The following is a 15,654-nucleotide window of genomic DNA, read 5'->3' as shown; positions in this document are numbered from 1 at the left end:
CGGTGACCGCGGGGGATGGCCGGAGCGCGTCATCCTAAAGCCCGAACGAGCCGTCTGACCAGGGGTTTCCCGAGACGTATACGGCAATGTCAGTGGCGTGGTGTGCAATGGATCTCGTGCCCGCACTGGAAGAGCCACTGAAACAACCACTGAAGTCAGTGCTCGGCCCCGCCACCGCGAAGGTGATGGCCGAGCACCTCGGCCTGCACTCCGTCGGCGACCTCCTGCACCACTACCCGCGCAGATACGAGGAGCGCGGCCAGCTCACCCACCTCGCCGACCTCCCCATGGACGAGCACGTCACCGTGGTCGCGATGGTCGCCGACGCCCGCCTGCACACCTTCGCCTCCGCCAAGGCGCCCCGCGGCAAGGGCCAGCGCCTGGAGGTCACCATCACCGACGGCAGCGGCCGCCTCCAACTGGTCTTCTTCGGCAACGGCGTCCACAAGCCCCACAAGGAACTCCTGCCGGGCACACGCGCGATGTTCGCGGGCAAGGTCTCCGTCTTCAACCGCCGCCTCCAACTGGCCCACCCGGCCTACGAATTGCTACGAGGCGACACGGACGAAACAGTGGAGACCTGGGCCGGCGCCCTCATCCCCATCTACCCGGCCACCGCCAAACTGGAGTCCTGGAAGATCGGCAAGGCGATCCAGACGGTCCTGCCCAGCGCCCAGGAGGCCGTGGACCCCCTCCCGTCCACCCTCTGCGAGGGCCGCGGTCTGGTCCCCCTCCCCGAGGCCCTGCTCAAGATCCACCGCCCGCACACCAAGGCCGACATCGAGGACGCCCGGGCCCGCCTCAAGTGGGACGAGGCCTTCGTCCTCCAGGTGGCCCTCGCCCGCCGCCGTCACGCCGACGCCCAACTCCCGGCGATCGCCCGCAAACCCAAGCCCGCCGGCCTCCTCACCGCCTTCGACGACCGCCTCCCCTTCACCCTCACCGAGGGCCAGCAGAAGGTCTCGAAGGAAATCTTCGACGACCTGGCGACCGAGCATCCGATGCACCGGTTGCTGCAGGGGGAAGTGGGGTCGGGCAAGGCTCAGCCCCTCGACTCGCTCGTGCTCACCCCCGCCGGCTTCCGTCGGATGGGCGACTTGCGGGTGGGGGACGAAGTGGTCGTGCCGGACGGAGAGATCGCGTCGATCGACGGCGTCTTCCCGCAAGGAGAGCGCGACGTCTGGCGCCTGGTCCTGTCCGACGGCAGTTCCGTCGAATGCGACGACGAACACCTTTGGATCGTCGGAACCAGCTGCGGGTGGCACCGTGGCCAGGCTCCCAAGGTGATGACCACTCGGGAGATCCGTCTCGACACCTTCAAGGCGAACGGATCCTCGAAGTGGTACATCCCGGCCGCAACGCCGGTGGACCTCGGGGGCGACTCCGGGCTGCCTCTGGACCCGTACTTGTTCGGCGTCCTCCTGGGAGACGGCTCGTTCCGGCACAACCTGCGTCTGTCCACCATGGACGACGAGATCCGTGACGCGGTGGCAGCGGCAGTGGCGCCCGAATGCCGGCTCGTGCCGGTGAAGGGCCCCGGTTGCGACCACACGATCCAGCTGACGCGTCGCGCCGGTGGTGTTCGCAATCCCGTGATCCAGACCCTGCGTCACCTGAATCTGTGGGGCAGGACGTCGCACGGCAAATTTGTGCCGGACGAGTTCAAGAACACCTCGGTCAAGAACCGTCTGGCCCTGCTGCAGGGTCTCCTCGACACAGACGGCACCGTCCAGCCGGACGGCCTGAGCATCTCGCTCTGTTCCGCCTCGCGCAGGCTCGCGGACGATGTGGCCTGGGTCGTGCGTTCTCTGGGCGGCCACGCGCGCGTGCTGCCGAAGCGGGCTGCTTTCAATGTCTCGATCGCCCTGCCTGACGAATACGCGCCGTTCCGGCTCACCCGCAAAGCAGATCGAGTGCGGCCAAGGCCGAAGTACAACACCTTCCGACGCGGAGTGCGCGCAGTGGAGTACGTGGGCCGAAAGCCGGTCCAGTGCATCAGCGTCGCTCACCCGAGCCACGCGTACGTCACCGACAACTTCACGGTCACGCACAACACGATGGTGGCCCTCCGCGCCATGCTCGCCACCGTCGACGCCGGCGGTCAGGCCGCCATGCTCGCGCCCACCGAGGTGCTCGCCCAGCAGCACCACCGGTCGGTCGTCGAGATGATGGGTGAGCTGGCCGAGGGCGGGATGCTGGGCGGGACCGAGCACGCCACCAAGGTGGTGCTGCTGACCGGATCGATGGGGATGGCCGCGCGCCGCCAGGCCATGCTGGACCTGGCCACCGGCGAGGCCGGAATCGTGATCGGCACGCACGCGCTGATCGAGGACAAGGTCCAGTTCCACGACCTGGGCCTGGTCGTGGTCGACGAACAGCACCGCTTCGGCGTCGAACAGCGCGACGCCCTGCGCGGCAAGGGCAAACAGCCCCCGCACCTCCTCGTCATGACGGCCACCCCCATCCCGCGCACGGTCGCCATGACCGTCTTCGGCGACCTGGAGACCTCGGTCCTCGACCAACTCCCGGCGGGCCGCTCCCCGATCGCCAGCCACGTCGTCCCCGCCGCCGACAAGCCGCACTTCCTGGCCCGCGCCTGGGAGCGCGTCCGCGAGGAGGTGGGCAACGGCCATCAGGCGTACGTCGTCTGCCCCCGCATCGGCGACGAGGAGGACGACCCCAAGAAGTCCGGCAAGAAGAAGTCCCCGGAGGACGAGGCGGAGAAGCGCCCCCCGCTCGCCGTCCTCGAAGTGGCCGACCAGCTGGCCAAGGGCCCTCTTCAGGGCCTCCGCGTCGAGGTCCTGCACGGCCGTATGCACCCCGACGACAAGGACGCGGTCATGCGCCGCTTCGCCGCCGGCGACACCGACGTCCTGGTCGCCACCACGGTCATCGAGGTCGGCGTCAACGTCCCCAACGCCACGGCGATGGTCATCATGGACGCCGACCGCTTCGGCGTCTCCCAGCTCCACCAGCTGCGCGGCCGGGTCGGCCGAGGCTCGGCGGCAGGCCTCTGCCTCCTGGTCACCGAGATGCCGGAGGCGAGCGCAGCCCGCCAGCGCCTGAACTCGGTCGCCTCCACCCTCGACGGCTTCGAACTCTCCCGAATCGACCTCGAACAACGCCGAGAGGGCGACGTCCTCGGCCAGGCCCAGTCCGGCGCCCGCTCCAGCTTGCGGGTCCTGGCGGTCATAGAGGACGAGGAGGTCATCGCGGAGGCGAGGGAGGAGGCGGCAGCGGTCGTGGCGGCGGATCCGGAGCTGACCCGGCTTCCGGGCCTGCGGACAGCGCTCGACGCCCTCTTGGACGAGGAGAGGGAGCAGTACTTGGAAAAGGGGTGAGGGATGCCGACCCAGGGGCGCGGTGAACTGCGCGACCAGCCACACTGAAACCTGAAGACGCCCACAAGCAAGGACCAAAGATGACCCGCGTGATCGCCGGCGCAGCCGGCGGACGTCGACTCGCCGTGCCGCCGGGCAATGGCACCCGCCCCACCTCCGACCGCGCACGCGAAGGTCTCTTCTCCACCTGGCAGTCCCTCCTCGGCGGCCCCCTGCAAGGCGAGCGCGTCCTCGACCTCTACGCCGGCTCGGGCGCCGTTGGCCTGGAGGCCCTCTCCCGAGGCGCGAGCCACACCCTCCTGGTCGAAGCGGACGCACGAGCAGCCCGCACCATCCGCGAGAACGTCAGAACGCTCGCCCTCCCCGGCGCCGAGGTGAGGGCGGGCAAAGCGGAACAGATCATCCAGACCCCGGCGCCGGCAGAGCCGTACGACCTCGTCTTCCTCGACCCGCCGTACGTTGTCTCAGATCACGATCTTCGCGAGATTCTGCTCACACTCCGCTCAGGGGGCTGGCTCGCGCCGGAGGTGCTCGTCACCGTGGAGCGCAGCACCAGAGGCGGCGAATTCCGGTGGCCGGACGGCTTCGAAGCGATCCGGGCCCGTCGCTACGGCGAGGGCACGTTTTGGTACGGTCGCGCCGCCTCTACGTGCGAAGACGCACGATGACCGGACCGGAGAGCGAGGGATCACAAGTGCGCCGCGCCGTCTGTCCCGGGTCGTTCGACCCGATCACCAACGGACACCTCGACATCATTTCCCGCGCCTCCCGTCTGTACGACGAGGTCTATGTCGCGGTCATGATCAACAAGTCCAAGAAGGGCCTGTTCGAGATCGACGAGCGGATCGACCTGATCCGCCAGGTCACCGCCGAGTACGGCAACGTGATCGTCGAGGCCTTCCACGGCCTGCTCGTCGACTACTGCAAGGAGCGCGACATCCCGGCCATCGTCAAGGGCCTGCGCGCGGTCAGCGACTTCGACTACGAGCTGCAGATGGCCCAGATGAACAACGGCCTGACGGGCGTGGAGACGCTCTTCGTGCCGACCAACCCCACCTACAGCTTCCTCTCCTCCTCCCTGGTCAAGGAGGTCGCCACCTGGGGCGGCGACGTCTCCCACCTGGTGCCGCCGGTGGTTCTCGAGGCCCTCAACAAGCGCCTGCGCAAGGACTGATGGGGCTACAGTCGTCCCGTCCGTCTCCAACACATCGGTAGAGAGTGGCGAGCACACGGTGGACGTGCAGAAGAAGCTCGACGAGATCGTCGCCGCGGTCTCCGGCGCCCGGTCGATGCCCATGTCGGCCTCGTGCGTGGTCAACCGCGCCGAACTGCTCTCGATGCTGGAAGAGGTGCGCGAGGCACTGCCCGGCTCCCTCGCGCAGGCCCAGGAGCTGATCGGCGACCGCGAGCAGATGGTCGAGCAGGCCCGCCAGGAGGCCGACCGGATCATCTCGACCGCGCACGCCGAGCGCGGCTCGCTGATCTCCGACACCGAGGTCGCCCGCCGCTCCCAGGCCGAGGCAGACCGCATCCTCGGCGAGGCCCGCCAGGAGGCCGAGGAGATCCGCGCGGAGGCCGACGACTACGTCGACTCCAAGCTCGCCAACTTCGAGGTCGTCCTCACCAAGACCATCGGCTCCGTCGGTCGCGGACGCGAGAAGCTCCTCGGCACCGGCCCGGGCCTGGACGAGCAGGGCTACGAGGACGAGGACGCCCCCGAGCGCAGCCACGACCCCGAGACCCTGCGCAAGGACGCCGACGCCTACGTGGACACCAAGCTCGGTGCCTTCGAGGCCGTCCTCACCAAGACCCTGGAGGCCGTCGGCAAGGGCCGCCAGAAACTGCACGGCCGGATCGCCACCGACGACCTCGGTGCCCTGGCTGACGACGCCACGGCCTTCCAGCACTCCAGCGACGCCGACTACCTGGCCGACCTCGCCGCCCTCGCCGAGAAGGACGCCTCGGCCGAGCAGCCCGCCCAGCAGCAGGACTACGGCCAGCCGCAGCCGGCGTACGGCTATCAGCAGCAGACCGACCCCTACGCCGGTGGCTACCAGCAGCAGGGCTACGGCCAGCAGGACGCGTACGGCTACCAGCAGGCCGATCCCTACGCCTACCAGGGCTACGACGCCCAGCAGCAGGCGTACGACCAGAACCAGGCGCATCAGCAGAACCAGGCGCACCAGCAGAACCAGACGCACCAGGGACACCAGTCGTACGCCCTCGACGAGACCAGCCTCTTCGACACCGGCATGATCACGCCCGAGCAGCTGAGGGCGTACGAGCAGGGCCGCGGCCAGTAAGGACCAGCGGCAAACAGCCGGATTGGGCCGTGAGCGAAAGGTCCAGTATCCTGGCTCTTCGGTCGCGCGTACGTCCGCGATCAACGCTGCCCCAAAGATCAGCTGACACTGACCGGCCGGGCGGCGTCCCTCTGAGCTCAGAAGATCGAAAGCAGGAATGGCCCCCAACGCTCGCCTCGACCACCGCAACCCCCTCGTGTTCGACACGCACGAGCTGGGTCGGCGTCCCGGTGCGCTGCAGCGGCTGACCCGCACGATCGACGCCCCCAAGGACCTCGGCGTCCAGGGAGTCATCGGAGTGCCGGAAGGCGCCCCGGTGGAGCTCGAACTCCGACTCGAGTCGGTCATGGAAGGGGTGCTTGTCACAGGCACCGCCCGTGCACAGGCCGAGGGGGAGTGCGTAAGGTGTCTGGAGCCGCTTCAGCTGGACGTCGAAGCGGAATTCCAGGAGCTGTTCTCGTACCCTGACGCCGACGACCGGGGCCGTGTGATCGCGGAACCGGGCGACGACGCCGAGGACGACGAGGACAGGTTCTTCCTCGAGGACGGACTCTTCGACCTCGAACCTCTGCTGCGCGATGCGGTGGTGCTCGCACTGCCGATGCAGCCGGTGTGCCAGGAAGACTGCCCGGGACTGTGCTCCGAGTGCGGAGCGCGGCTGGCGGACGACCCGGACCACCACCACGACGCCGTCGACATCCGTTGGGCGGCACTGCAGGGACTCGCCGAAACCATGACGGACGGCGAGAAGGACGAGATGAGCGGCGCCGAAGCGGGCGTCGACGAGAAGCAGGAGAAGTAGCCGTGGCTGTTCCGAAGCGGAAGATGTCGCGCAGCAACACGCGCCACCGCCGGTCGCAGTGGAAGGCTGCGGTCCCCACCCTGGTTGCGTGCGAGCGCTGCCACGAGCCCAAGCAGCAGCACATCGCGTGCCCGTCTTGCGGCACCTACAACAAGCGCCAGGTCCTCGAGGTCTGAGCGGCTGGTGAGAGGCACCGTGTCCACTGCCAAGAAGGCGGATGACGCCAAGGCGGACCCAACCGCCAAGAAGAAGGCGGACAACACAGCCTCGTCCCACACGCTTCTGGAAGGGCGGCTCGGGTACAAGCTCGAGTCCGCCCTTCTGGTGCGTGCGCTGACCCACCGTTCGTACGCGTACGAGAACGGCGGTCTGCCGACCAACGAGCGGCTGGAGTTCCTCGGGGACTCCGTGCTCGGCCTCGTGGTCACGGACACGCTGTACACCACCCACCCCGACCTGCCCGAAGGCCAGCTGGCCAAGTTGCGGGCCGCGGTGGTCAACTCGCGTGCGCTGGCGGAGGTGGGCCGCGGGCTCGAACTGGGCTCCTTCATCCGGCTCGGCCGGGGTGAAGAGGGCACGGGCGGCCGGGACAAGGCGTCCATCCTCGCCGACACCCTTGAAGCGGTGATCGGCGCTGTCTATCTCGACCAGGGTCTCGATGCGGCGAGCGAGCTCGTCCACCGGCTCTTCGACCCGCTGATCGAGAAGTCCTCCAACCTCGGAGCCGGCCTGGACTGGAAGACCAGTCTCCAGGAGCTCACCGCGACCGAGAGCCTCGGCGTGCCCGAGTATCTGGTCACGGAGACCGGCCCCGATCACGAGAAGACCTTCACTGCTGCCGCCCGCGTCGGAGGCGTCTCGTACGGCACCGGCACCGGCCGCAGCAAGAAGGAGGCGGAGCAGCAGGCCGCCGAGTCCGCCTGGCGGTCCATCCGGGCCGCGGCGGACGAGCGCGCCAAGAAGGCGGCTGCTGAGAAGGCGGCCGCCGAGACGGCTGCCCAGGACGGCGAAGGCCCGACTTCCGTCTCTGCCTGACGAAGAGCGCATCCCGAGCGCCCGTCCCCGCCGCGGGGCGGGCGCTCGGCTCATACACAGCCGTACGGGGGTCCCGATGCCCGAGTTGCCCGAGGTCGAGGTCGTCCGGCGCGGCCTGGAGCGGTGGGTCGCCCATCGCGTGGTCGCCGACGCCGAGGTGCTGCACCCGCGTGCCGTACGCCGTCACATCGCCGGCCCCGACGACTTCGCGCACCGCCTCAAGGGGCACCGCGTCGGCGTTCCCAGCCGCCGCGGCAAGTACCTGTGGCTGCCGCTGGAGGACACCCACCAGTCGGTTCTGGCACACCTCGGCATGAGCGGCCAGCTGCTGGTCCAGCCGAGCACGACCCCTGACGAGAAGCACCTCAGGATCCGCGTGAGATTCGCGGACGACCTGCAGACCGAACTCCGCTTCGTCGACCAACGCACCTTCGGCGGCCTGTCGTTGCACGACAACACCCCCGAGGGCCTGCCCGACGTCATCGCGCACATCGCCCGCGACCCCCTGGACCCGCTGTTCGACGACGAGGCCTTCCACCAGGCCCTGCGCCGCAAGCGCACGACGATCAAACGGGCCCTGCTCGACCAGTCGTTGATCAGCGGAGTCGGCAACATCTATGCGGACGAGGCCCTTTGGCGCGCCCGCATCCACTACGAGCGTCCGACGGCCGGCTTCACCCGCCCCCGCACCGCCGAACTCCTCGGCCACGTAAGGGACGTGATGAACGCGGCACTCGCCGTCGGCGGCACCAGCTTCGACAGCCTCTATGTCAATGTCAACGGGGAGTCGGGCTACTTCGACCGGTCCCTCGACGCGTACGGCCGCGAGGGCCTGCCCTGCAAGAGGTGCGCCACGCCGATGCGCCGGCGCCCCTGGATGAACCGGTCGAGTTACTTCTGCCCGAAGTGTCAGAGGGCGCCGCGGGTCTCGTCGTAACGTTCGCGAGCCGCGAGGACGTCGGACATGCGGCCCTCCAGCAGGTGGATGAGGCCGAGGAGCCGCTCGGCGACCTGCCGGCCGAGCGGGGTCAGTTCGTAGTCCACGCGCGGCGGGTTCGTCGGCTGGGCCTCGCGGTGCACCAGGCCGTCGCGCTCCAGCGCGTGCAGTGTCTGGGAGAGCATCTTCTCGCTCACGCCGTCGACACGGCGGCGCAGCTCGTTGAAGCGCAGCGAACCCTCGTACAGGGCGCCGAGCGTGAGTGCGCCCCAGCGTCCCGTGACGTGTTCCAGGGTGCCGCGCGAGGGACACGCCTTGGCGAACACGTTGAACGGGAGGTCCTGCGCCTGCGGGCGCTCCTGCGTGCTGTCCATTGCTCAAGCGTACTCGAAGGCAGCGCTAACCGACAGGTTGCACTAACCAGAAGTTAGTGCTTTCCTTTTGTCATTGTCAGCGACCTGCTCATTCCAGGAGTACCCATCGTGACCACCCCCGTTGTCTCCATCGCCTACCACTCCGGCTACGGCCACACCACCGTCCTCGCCGAGGCCGTCCGTGCCGGTGCCGTCGAGGCGGGCGCCGAGGTGCATCTGATCAACGTCGACGAGATCACCGACGAGCAGTGGGCGCTGCTGGACGGCTCGGACGCCATCGTCTTCGGCTCACCGACCTACATGGGTACGGCGTCCGGCGCCTTCCACGTCTTCGCCGAGGCGTCCTCGAAGCGCTGGTTCGGGCAGGACTGGAAGGACAAGCTGGCGGCCGGCTTCACCAACTCCGGCTCCAAGAGCGGCGACAAGCTGCACACCCTGCAGTTCTTCCAGATCCTCGCCGGGCAGCACGGCATGCACTGGGTCAACCTCGGCCTGCACCCGGGCTGGAACAACAGCGAGGGTTCCGAGCACGACCTCAACCGCCTCGGCGTCTTCGCGGGCGCGGCCGCCCAGACCAACGTCGACGAGGGCCCGGACGCCGTCCACAAGGCGGACATCCAGACCGCGGAGCACCTGGGCCGCCGGGTCACGGAGACGGCACGGGTGTTCCTGCTGGGGCGCGCCGCCTGACGCCGTAGGGGGACTAGTAGCCGAAGTCCTGCGTCCACCACGGGCCGCCCGACCCGAAGTGCACGCCGACCCCGAGGGTCTTGAAGTCGCAGTTCAGGATGTTGGCGCGGTGGCCGGGGCTGTTCATCCAGGCCTCCATCACCGCGGCCGCGTCGGCCTGGCCCCGGGCTATGTTCTCGCCGCCGAGGGTGGTTATGCCGAGCTTCGCCGCCCGGTCCCACGGCGAGGCGCCGCTCGGGTCGGTGTGGTCGAAGAAGCCCTCGGCGGCCATGGCCTCGCTGAACTTCTCCGCCAGGTCCGACAGCGTGCTGTTGGCGGCCACCGCGCTGCAGCCGACCTTGGCCCGCTCCTCGTTGACCAGCTTGAGCACCTCCGCCTCGGCGGCGGCCTCCGCGGAGACCGTCACCGGGGCGGTGGTCTCCTTGGGCGGCTTGGTCTCCTTCTTCGAAGGCGGGGTCTTCGGCTTCTTCGTGGGCGTCGCCTTCGGCTTCTTCGTCGGCGCCTCTGTGGTGGGCGCGGCCGAGGAGGTGGACGGCGCCGGGGACGGCGAGCGTTCGGCGTCGCGGCTCGTCGAGGAACCGTCGTCGCGGCTCTGGGCACTGCCGGACGTGCCGCCCTGCTCGGTCGCGGAGTTCGACGGCGTGTTCGCGGCCTGCACCTTGTCGCCGGTGCCGCCGCCGAGCTTGTAGTTGTCCAGGCCCGGCACCGCGCCCGTGGCGACCGCGACCGTGCCGATGGCGACGGCCGCGGAGACACCGAGCAGCCCGCTCTTCACGGGCGTCACGGCCTTCTTCTTGCGCCGCCGGCCGGACTTCCCGCGCCGTCCGCCGTCGGGGCCGAGGCCGTGCTCGGGGAAGACGACGGTGTAGTCGTCCTCCGTCGCGAACAGGTACGCCGCACTCCTCGCGGAGGCCTCGGCGTACTCCTCGGAGCCCGGACGCGGGTCGGAGTTCAGATACGGGGCGGTGCCCAGCGTGGGCTCGTCACCCGCGTACTGCTGCGGCGGGTCGTAGCTGTACGAGTACTGCCGGGGGTCGTAGCTGCTCGTGTACGAGCCGTCCCTTCCTGTGACCCCCGTGGCGCGGCCTGTGGCGGCGCGGCCGGCGGCGGAGCGTCGGTGGCGTCCCATGTGTTGGCCTTCCTCGTCCTTGCGATCAACCTGTCCCATACGATCTTGCGGGTGACGCAAGTCACTCGATCGAGTGAGTTTCATATGAGATTCATTGGGTGGGGACGGTACCGCATGGCGCCAGAGGAGGAAGTGTCCCAAGAGACATTGGCCCGTTAGGTTGCATCCATGAGCGAGGATGTGCGGTTGGTTGCCTGGGTGCGGGGACGCGTCCAAGGTGTGGGTTTTCGCTGGTTCACGCGGGCCAAGGCCCTCGAGCTCGGCAGCCTGAGTGGTTTTGCTCTCAATTTGGGAGACGGCCGGGTCCAGGTGGTCGCGGAGGGCCCTCGGGAGCGCTGCGAGGGTCTCCTCGACTGGCTCCAGGGCGACGACACGCCCGGGCGTGTGGACGGTGTCACCGAGATCTGGGACACACCTCGCGGAGGCTACGACGGCTTCGCCATCCGCTGACCGGATTATGTAAAGAGGGCCTGGCGGAAGCGGAAGAACATGCCACCGGCAGCTGCCCGGAGCAGAAATTGCCTGGTGGTTGCCAAGAACCGATTGCTCTGGCAGGCTCCGCACCTAAGAATGATCGCCACGCCCTGAGGGCCCCGCAGAAGTCGCGGCGCCGCCGCTTTCCGGCCGCGCGCACCCGGGTTGCCCGCCAATACAGGGCGTGATCGTGTTGACCGTCAAACTTTTTGGTGAGACGCTGAAAGCACCCCGCGCACCTTAGCTGTTTGGCATGGATGAACGGCAGCATGAACTCAAGAGTGTCAAGCACCGCGGGTGCGATTCCCTCACGACCCACACCGCTTCGGTCGGTCACTCAGTGTGGAGGACCATCCATCATGGCAAAGGCGCTTCTCGGTTACGTCGGCGGCTCCGACCCTCGACTCCTCGCCGAGATGCGACGGCTCCAGCAGCGCGTCCAGGACCTGGAATCCGAGCTCGTACGGATCCAGGCGGAGAACGACGCGCTCGCGGCTGCCGCTTCTCACGACAGGATCATGGAGAGCATCGACGCACACCAGGCGGAGCCTGCGCTCACCTGATCACTGCATCGCACCACGACAGCAGTGGTTGGGCCGCCCGTATCAACCGCTTGAGTTGTCAGAGTTTGCAAGGGACGCTTCGGCGTCCCTTCTTTCTTTCCCCCGCGCATCCTTTCACCCTCTTTAACGTTTGGTGTGCCCTGCACGTTCAAGGGTGAAACCGCGGGTTCATGGAGTGAGATACCGGCGGAAGGTAGAGTCCAGCGGCGTGCACCTCAAGGCCCTGACCCTCCGCGGGTTCAAGTCGTTCGCCTCGGCGACCACGCTCCGGTTCGAGCCGGGGATCACGTGTGTCGTGGGACCGAACGGCTCGGGCAAGTCCAACGTCGTGGACGCCCTGAGCTGGGTCATGGGCGAGCAGGGTGCCAAGTCGCTGCGCGGCGGCAAGATGGAGGACGTCATCTTCGCCGGCACCACCGGGCGTCCGCCACTCGGGCGTGCCGAGGTTTCGCTGACCATCGACAACTCGGACGGCGCACTGCCCATCGAGTACGCCGAGGTCACCATCACGCGGATCATGTTCCGCAACGGCGGCAGCGAGTACCAGATCAACGGCGACACCTGCCGTCTCCTCGACATCCAGGAACTCCTCTCCGACTCCGGCATCGGCCGCGAGATGCACGTCATCGTCGGCCAGGGCCAGCTCGACTCCGTCCTGCACGCCGACCCCATGGGCCGCCGCGCCTTCATCGAGGAGGCGGCCGGCGTCCTCAAGCACCGCAAGCGCAAGGAGAAGGCGCTCAGGAAACTGGACGCGATGCAGGCCAACCTCGCGCGTGTGCAGGACCTGACGGACGAACTCCGCCGCCAGCTCAAGCCCCTCGGCCGTCAGGCCGCCGTCGCCCGCAGGGCCGCCGTCATCCAGGCCGACCTGCGCGACGCCCGCCTGCGCCTCCTCGCCGACGATCTCGTACGACTGCGGGAGGCGCTGAAGACCGAGGTCGCGGACGAGGCCGCGCTCAAGGAACGCAAGGAAACCGCCGAGCAGGAGCTGAAGAAGGCGCTGCAGCGAGAGGCGCTCCTGGAGGACGAGGTACGACAGCTCGCGCCGCGGCTGCAGCGCGCCCAGCAGACCTGGTACGAGCTCTCGCAGCTCGCCGAGCGGGTGCGCGGCACGATCTCGCTGGCCGACGCGCGCGTGAAGAGCGCGACCTCGGCGCCGCCGGAGGAGCGGCGCGGCCGCGACCCCGAGGACATGGAGCGCGAGGCCGCCCGCATCCGTGAGCAGGAGGCCGAGCTCGAGGCGGCCCTGGAGGCGGCCGAGCGGGCCCTGGAGGACACGGTCGCGCACCGCGCCGAGCTCGAGCGCGAACTCACTCAGGAGGAACGGCGGCTGAAGGACGTCGCCCGCGCCATCGCCGACCGTCGCGAGGGCCTCGCCCGGCTGAACGGCCAGGTCAACGCGGCCCGTTCACGCGCCGCCTCCGCCCAGGCCGAGATCGACCGGCTGGCCGCCGCGCGCGACGAGGCGCAGGAACGTGCCGCCGCCGCCCAGGAGGAGTACGAGGCGCTCAAGGCCGAGGTCGACGGCCTCGACGCCGGGGACGCGGAACTCGGCGAGCAGCACGACGCGGCGAAGGCGGCGCTGACCGAGGCGGAGGCCGCCCTGACCGCCGCCCGTGAGGCGGCCACGGCGGCGGAGCGGAAGCGGGCGGCGACCCAGGCGCGGCACGAGGCGCTGGCGATGGGGTTGCGCAGGAAGGACGGAACGGGCGCGCTGCTGGGCGCGAAGGACCGTCTCACCGGGTTGTTGGGCCCCGCGGCTGAGCTGCTGACGGTGACCCCGGGCCACGAGGTCGCCCTGGCGGCGGCCTTCGGCGCGGCGGCGGACGCCCTCGCGGTGACCTCCCCGTCCGCCGCGGCGGACGCGATCCGATTGCTGCGGAAGCAGGACGGCGGACGGGCTTCACTGCTGTTGGCGGGTACGCCCGAGGACACCGGTACCGCAGCCCACCCGAGGGGCGCGGGGAACTGCGCGACCAGCCACGACGAGCCCGCGGACGCCCAACGACCTCATGCGGCACTTCCCGCCGCCGACCTCGTCCGCGGTCCCGGCGACCTCATGCCTGCCGTCCGCCGTCTCCTCGACCGCATCGTCGTGGTCGGCACCCTCGAAGACGCCGAGGACCTCGTCTACTCCCGCCCCGACCTCACCGCCGTGACCGCAGAAGGCGACCTCCTCGGCGCCCACTTCGCACACGGCGGTTCCGCCGGCGCCCCCAGCCTCCTCGAAGTACAGGCCTCCGTCGACGAGGCCGCAGCCGAGCTGGAGGAGCTGGCCGTCCGCTGCGAGGAACTCACCGAGGCACAGCACGCGGCCACCGAGCGCCGCAAGGAATGTGCCGTGCTCGTAGAGGAGTTGGGGGAGCGGCGCAGGGCCGCCGACCGGGAGAAGTCCGCCGTGGCCCAGCAGCTCGGCCGCCTCGCTGGGCAGGCCAGGGGAGCGGCGGGAGAGGCGGAGCGGTCCGTGGCCGCCGCTGCCCGTGCTCAGGAGGCGCTCGACAAGGCTCTGCAGGACGTCGAGGAGCTGGCCGAACGGCTCGCCGTCGCCGAGGAGATGCCGGTCGAGGAGGAGCCCGACACATCGGTACGGGACCGTCTCGCCGCCGACGGGGCGAATGCCCGGCAGACCGAGATGGAGGCCCGGCTCCAGGTCCGTACGCACGAGGAACGCGTCAAGGGCCTTGCCGGACGCGCCGATTCGCTCGACCGGGCCGCCCGCGCGGAACGCGAGGCACGCGCGCGTGCCGAGCAGCGCCGGGCCCGGCTGCGGCACGAGGCCGCCGTCGCCGAGGCCGTCGCCTCCGGTGCGCGGCAGCTGCTCGCGCACGTCGAGGTGTCGCTCGCGCGGGCCGAGGACGAGCGCACCGCGGCGGACGCCGCCAAGGCCCGGCGCGAGCAGGAACTGACCGCCGCCCGTGGCACCGGCCGCGATCTCAAGGCCGAGCTCGACAAGCTCACCGACTCCGTCCACCGCGGCGAGGTGCTCGGCGCCGAGAAGCGCATGCGCATCGAGCAGCTGGAGACCAAGGCGCTGGAGGAGCTGGGCGTGGAGCCCGCCGGGCTCGTCTCCGAGTACGGCCCCCATCAGCTCGTACCTCCCTCCCCGCCCGCCGAGGGCGAGGAGCTCCCCGAGGACCCGGAGCATCCCCGCAACCAGCCCAAGACCTTCCACCGTGCCGAGCAGGAGAGGCGGCTCAAGGCAGCCGAGCGCGCCTACCAGCAGCTCGGCAAGGTCAATCCGCTCGCCCTGGAGGAGTTCGCCGCGCTGGAGGAACGCCACAAGTTCCTCAGCGAGCAGCTGGAAGACCTGAAGAAGACCCGCGCCGACCTGCTCCAGGTCGTCAAGGAGGTCGACGAGCGCGTCGAGCAGGTCTTCACCGAGGCCTACTGGGACACGGCCCGGGAGTTCGAGGGCGTCTTCAGCCGGCTGTTCCCGGGCGGCGAGGGGCGGCTGATCCTGACCGATCCCGACAACATGCTCACCACGGGCGTCGACGTCGAGGCCCGTCCGCCGGGCAAGAAGGTCAAGCGGCTCTCGCTGCTCTCGGGCGGCGAGCGCTCACTCACCGCCGTAGCGCTGCTGGTGTCGATCTTCAAGGCCCGGCCGAGCCCCTTCTACGTCATGGACGAGGTCGAGGCCGCCCTCGACGACACCAACCTGCAGCGGCTGATCCGCATCATGCAGGAGCTGCAGGAAGCCTCGCAGCTGATCGTGATCACGCACCAGAAGCGGACCATGGAGGTCGCCGACGCGCTGTACGGCGTCTCCATGCAGGGCGACGGTGTCTCGAAGGTCATCAGCCAGCGTCTGCGCTGAGGCCGGCCGCTCTTCAGCCGTCCATCTTCAAGAGTTGAACACATTCTCGTCACAGCTGCACTGAAAAGTCACAGGCATGACCTCTTGACTTCGAAACTTGAAGGCATAGTCTCGGCAACGTTGTTTTTACCTTCAGGTATCACCGACCTGGAAGGGTCCCCCACCCGGCGACGTTGCCGGTGGCCC

General features: G+C 69.2%; 14 protein-coding genes. 12 read left to right on the top strand and 2 right to left on the bottom strand.

Annotated elements, in window-relative coordinates:
* Positions 1–107: 107 nt before the first annotated feature.
* From ABZ880_RS33850 to mutM, 8 genes are all read left to right on the top strand, one after another.
* Positions 108–3,341, top strand: coding sequence for a helicase-related protein (locus tag ABZ880_RS33850; protein ID WP_361270806.1), 3,234 nt, complete (start codon positions 108–110; stop codon positions 3,339–3,341).
* 80 nt (positions 3,342–3,421) lie between these two features.
* Positions 3,422–4,009, top strand: coding sequence for a 16S rRNA (guanine(966)-N(2))-methyltransferase RsmD (gene rsmD / locus ABZ880_RS33845; RefSeq protein ID WP_361270803.1), 588 nt, complete (start codon positions 3,422–3,424; stop codon positions 4,007–4,009).
* 26 nt (positions 4,010–4,035) lie between these two features.
* On the top strand, positions 4,036–4,515 hold the full coding sequence (coaD, locus tag ABZ880_RS33840; protein WP_361270906.1) for a pantetheine-phosphate adenylyltransferase: 480 nt from the start codon (positions 4,036–4,038) through the stop codon (positions 4,513–4,515).
* Positions 4,516–4,573: 58 nt separating this feature from the next.
* A complete protein-coding gene (locus ABZ880_RS33835; RefSeq protein ID WP_361270801.1) occupies positions 4,574–5,644 on the top strand; it encodes an ATP synthase F0 subunit B in 1,071 nt (356 codons plus the stop codon).
* Between the two features lie 157 nt (positions 5,645–5,801).
* Positions 5,802–6,446 carry a YceD family protein gene (locus ABZ880_RS33830; RefSeq protein WP_361270799.1) on the top strand — a complete coding sequence of 215 codons (645 nt, stop codon included), beginning with the start codon at positions 5,802–5,804 and terminating at the stop codon, positions 6,444–6,446.
* A gap of 2 nt (positions 6,447–6,448) precedes the next feature.
* Positions 6,449–6,622 carry a 50S ribosomal protein L32 gene (gene rpmF, locus ABZ880_RS33825; RefSeq protein WP_003951102.1) on the top strand — a complete coding sequence of 58 codons (174 nt, stop codon included), beginning with the start codon at positions 6,449–6,451 and terminating at the stop codon, positions 6,620–6,622.
* A gap of 7 nt (positions 6,623–6,629) precedes the next feature.
* Complete coding sequence (gene rnc, locus ABZ880_RS33820) at positions 6,630–7,481, top strand: ribonuclease III (protein WP_361270796.1); 852 nt, start codon at positions 6,630–6,632, stop codon at positions 7,479–7,481.
* A 76-nt stretch (positions 7,482–7,557) separates the two neighbouring features.
* On the top strand, positions 7,558–8,418 hold the full coding sequence (mutM, locus tag ABZ880_RS33815) for a bifunctional DNA-formamidopyrimidine glycosylase/DNA-(apurinic or apyrimidinic site) lyase (protein WP_361270793.1): 861 nt from the start codon (positions 7,558–7,560) through the stop codon (positions 8,416–8,418).
* Here the strand turns inward: mutM and ABZ880_RS33810 are convergent.
* On the bottom strand, positions 8,391–8,792 hold the full coding sequence (locus ABZ880_RS33810; protein ID WP_361270791.1) for a helix-turn-helix domain-containing protein: 402 nt from the start codon (positions 8,790–8,792) through the stop codon (positions 8,391–8,393). The two genes, mutM and ABZ880_RS33810, sit on opposite strands and share 28 nt — an antisense overlap.
* Positions 8,793–8,900: 108 nt before the next feature.
* Here ABZ880_RS33810 and ABZ880_RS33805 point away from each other — a divergent pair, with 108 nt between their 5' ends.
* Positions 8,901–9,482 (top strand): flavodoxin family protein, encoded by a 582-nt coding sequence (locus ABZ880_RS33805; RefSeq protein WP_361270788.1) that lies wholly within the window; start codon positions 8,901–8,903, stop codon positions 9,480–9,482.
* A 13-nt stretch (positions 9,483–9,495) separates the two neighbouring features.
* Here ABZ880_RS33805 and ABZ880_RS33800 read toward each other — a convergent pair whose 3' ends face one another.
* Positions 9,496–10,611 (bottom strand): CAP domain-containing protein, encoded by a 1,116-nt coding sequence (locus ABZ880_RS33800; protein WP_361270785.1) that lies wholly within the window; start codon positions 10,609–10,611, stop codon positions 9,496–9,498.
* Between the two features lie 168 nt (positions 10,612–10,779).
* On the opposite strand from ABZ880_RS33800, the gene ABZ880_RS33795 reads away from it, so the two are divergent.
* From ABZ880_RS33795 to smc, 3 genes are all read left to right on the top strand, one after another.
* The gene (locus tag ABZ880_RS33795; RefSeq protein ID WP_361270783.1) at positions 10,780–11,061 is read left to right on the top strand and encodes an acylphosphatase; all 282 of its coding nucleotides are present in this window, start codon (positions 10,780–10,782) and stop codon (positions 11,059–11,061) included.
* Between the two features lie 383 nt (positions 11,062–11,444).
* Positions 11,445–11,648 carry a hypothetical protein gene (locus tag ABZ880_RS33790; protein ID WP_016432419.1) on the top strand — a complete coding sequence of 68 codons (204 nt, stop codon included), beginning with the start codon at positions 11,445–11,447 and terminating at the stop codon, positions 11,646–11,648.
* A gap of 208 nt (positions 11,649–11,856) precedes the next feature.
* Positions 11,857–15,468 carry a chromosome segregation protein SMC gene (gene smc, locus ABZ880_RS33785; protein ID WP_361270780.1) on the top strand — a complete coding sequence of 1,204 codons (3,612 nt, stop codon included), beginning with the start codon at positions 11,857–11,859 and terminating at the stop codon, positions 15,466–15,468.
* The last annotated feature ends 186 nt before the right edge of the window (positions 15,469–15,654 follow it).

Source organism: Streptomyces sp. NPDC047043, assembly GCF_040644055.1.
GTDB lineage: Bacteria > Actinomycetota > Actinomycetes > Streptomycetales > Streptomycetaceae > Streptomyces.
The sequence above is the reverse complement of the archived record's forward strand: the minus strand, read 5'-3'. Positions and strand labels throughout refer to the sequence as shown.

Excerpts from the sequence above, each read along its gene's own strand:
- ABZ880_RS33850 (WP_361270806.1), top strand. The coding sequence starts at position 108 with ATGGATCTCGTGCCCGCACTGGAAGAGCCACTGAAACAACCACTGAAG.
- rsmD (WP_361270803.1), top strand. The coding sequence starts at position 3,422 with ATGACCCGCGTGATCGCCGGCGCAGCCGGCGGACGTCGACTCGCCGTG.
- ABZ880_RS33830 (WP_361270799.1), top strand. The coding sequence starts at position 5,802 with ATGGCCCCCAACGCTCGCCTCGACCACCGCAACCCCCTCGTGTTCGAC.
- mutM (WP_361270793.1), top strand. The coding sequence starts at position 7,558 with ATGCCCGAGTTGCCCGAGGTCGAGGTCGTCCGGCGCGGCCTGGAGCGG.
- ABZ880_RS33810 (WP_361270791.1), bottom strand. The coding sequence starts at position 8,792 with ATGGACAGCACGCAGGAGCGCCCGCAGGCGCAGGACCTCCCGTTCAAC.
- ABZ880_RS33800 (WP_361270785.1), bottom strand. The coding sequence starts at position 10,611 with ATGGGACGCCACCGACGCTCCGCCGCCGGCCGCGCCGCCACAGGCCGC.
- ABZ880_RS33795 (WP_361270783.1), top strand. The coding sequence starts at position 10,780 with ATGAGCGAGGATGTGCGGTTGGTTGCCTGGGTGCGGGGACGCGTCCAA.
- ABZ880_RS33790 (WP_016432419.1), top strand. The coding sequence starts at position 11,445 with ATGGCAAAGGCGCTTCTCGGTTACGTCGGCGGCTCCGACCCTCGACTC.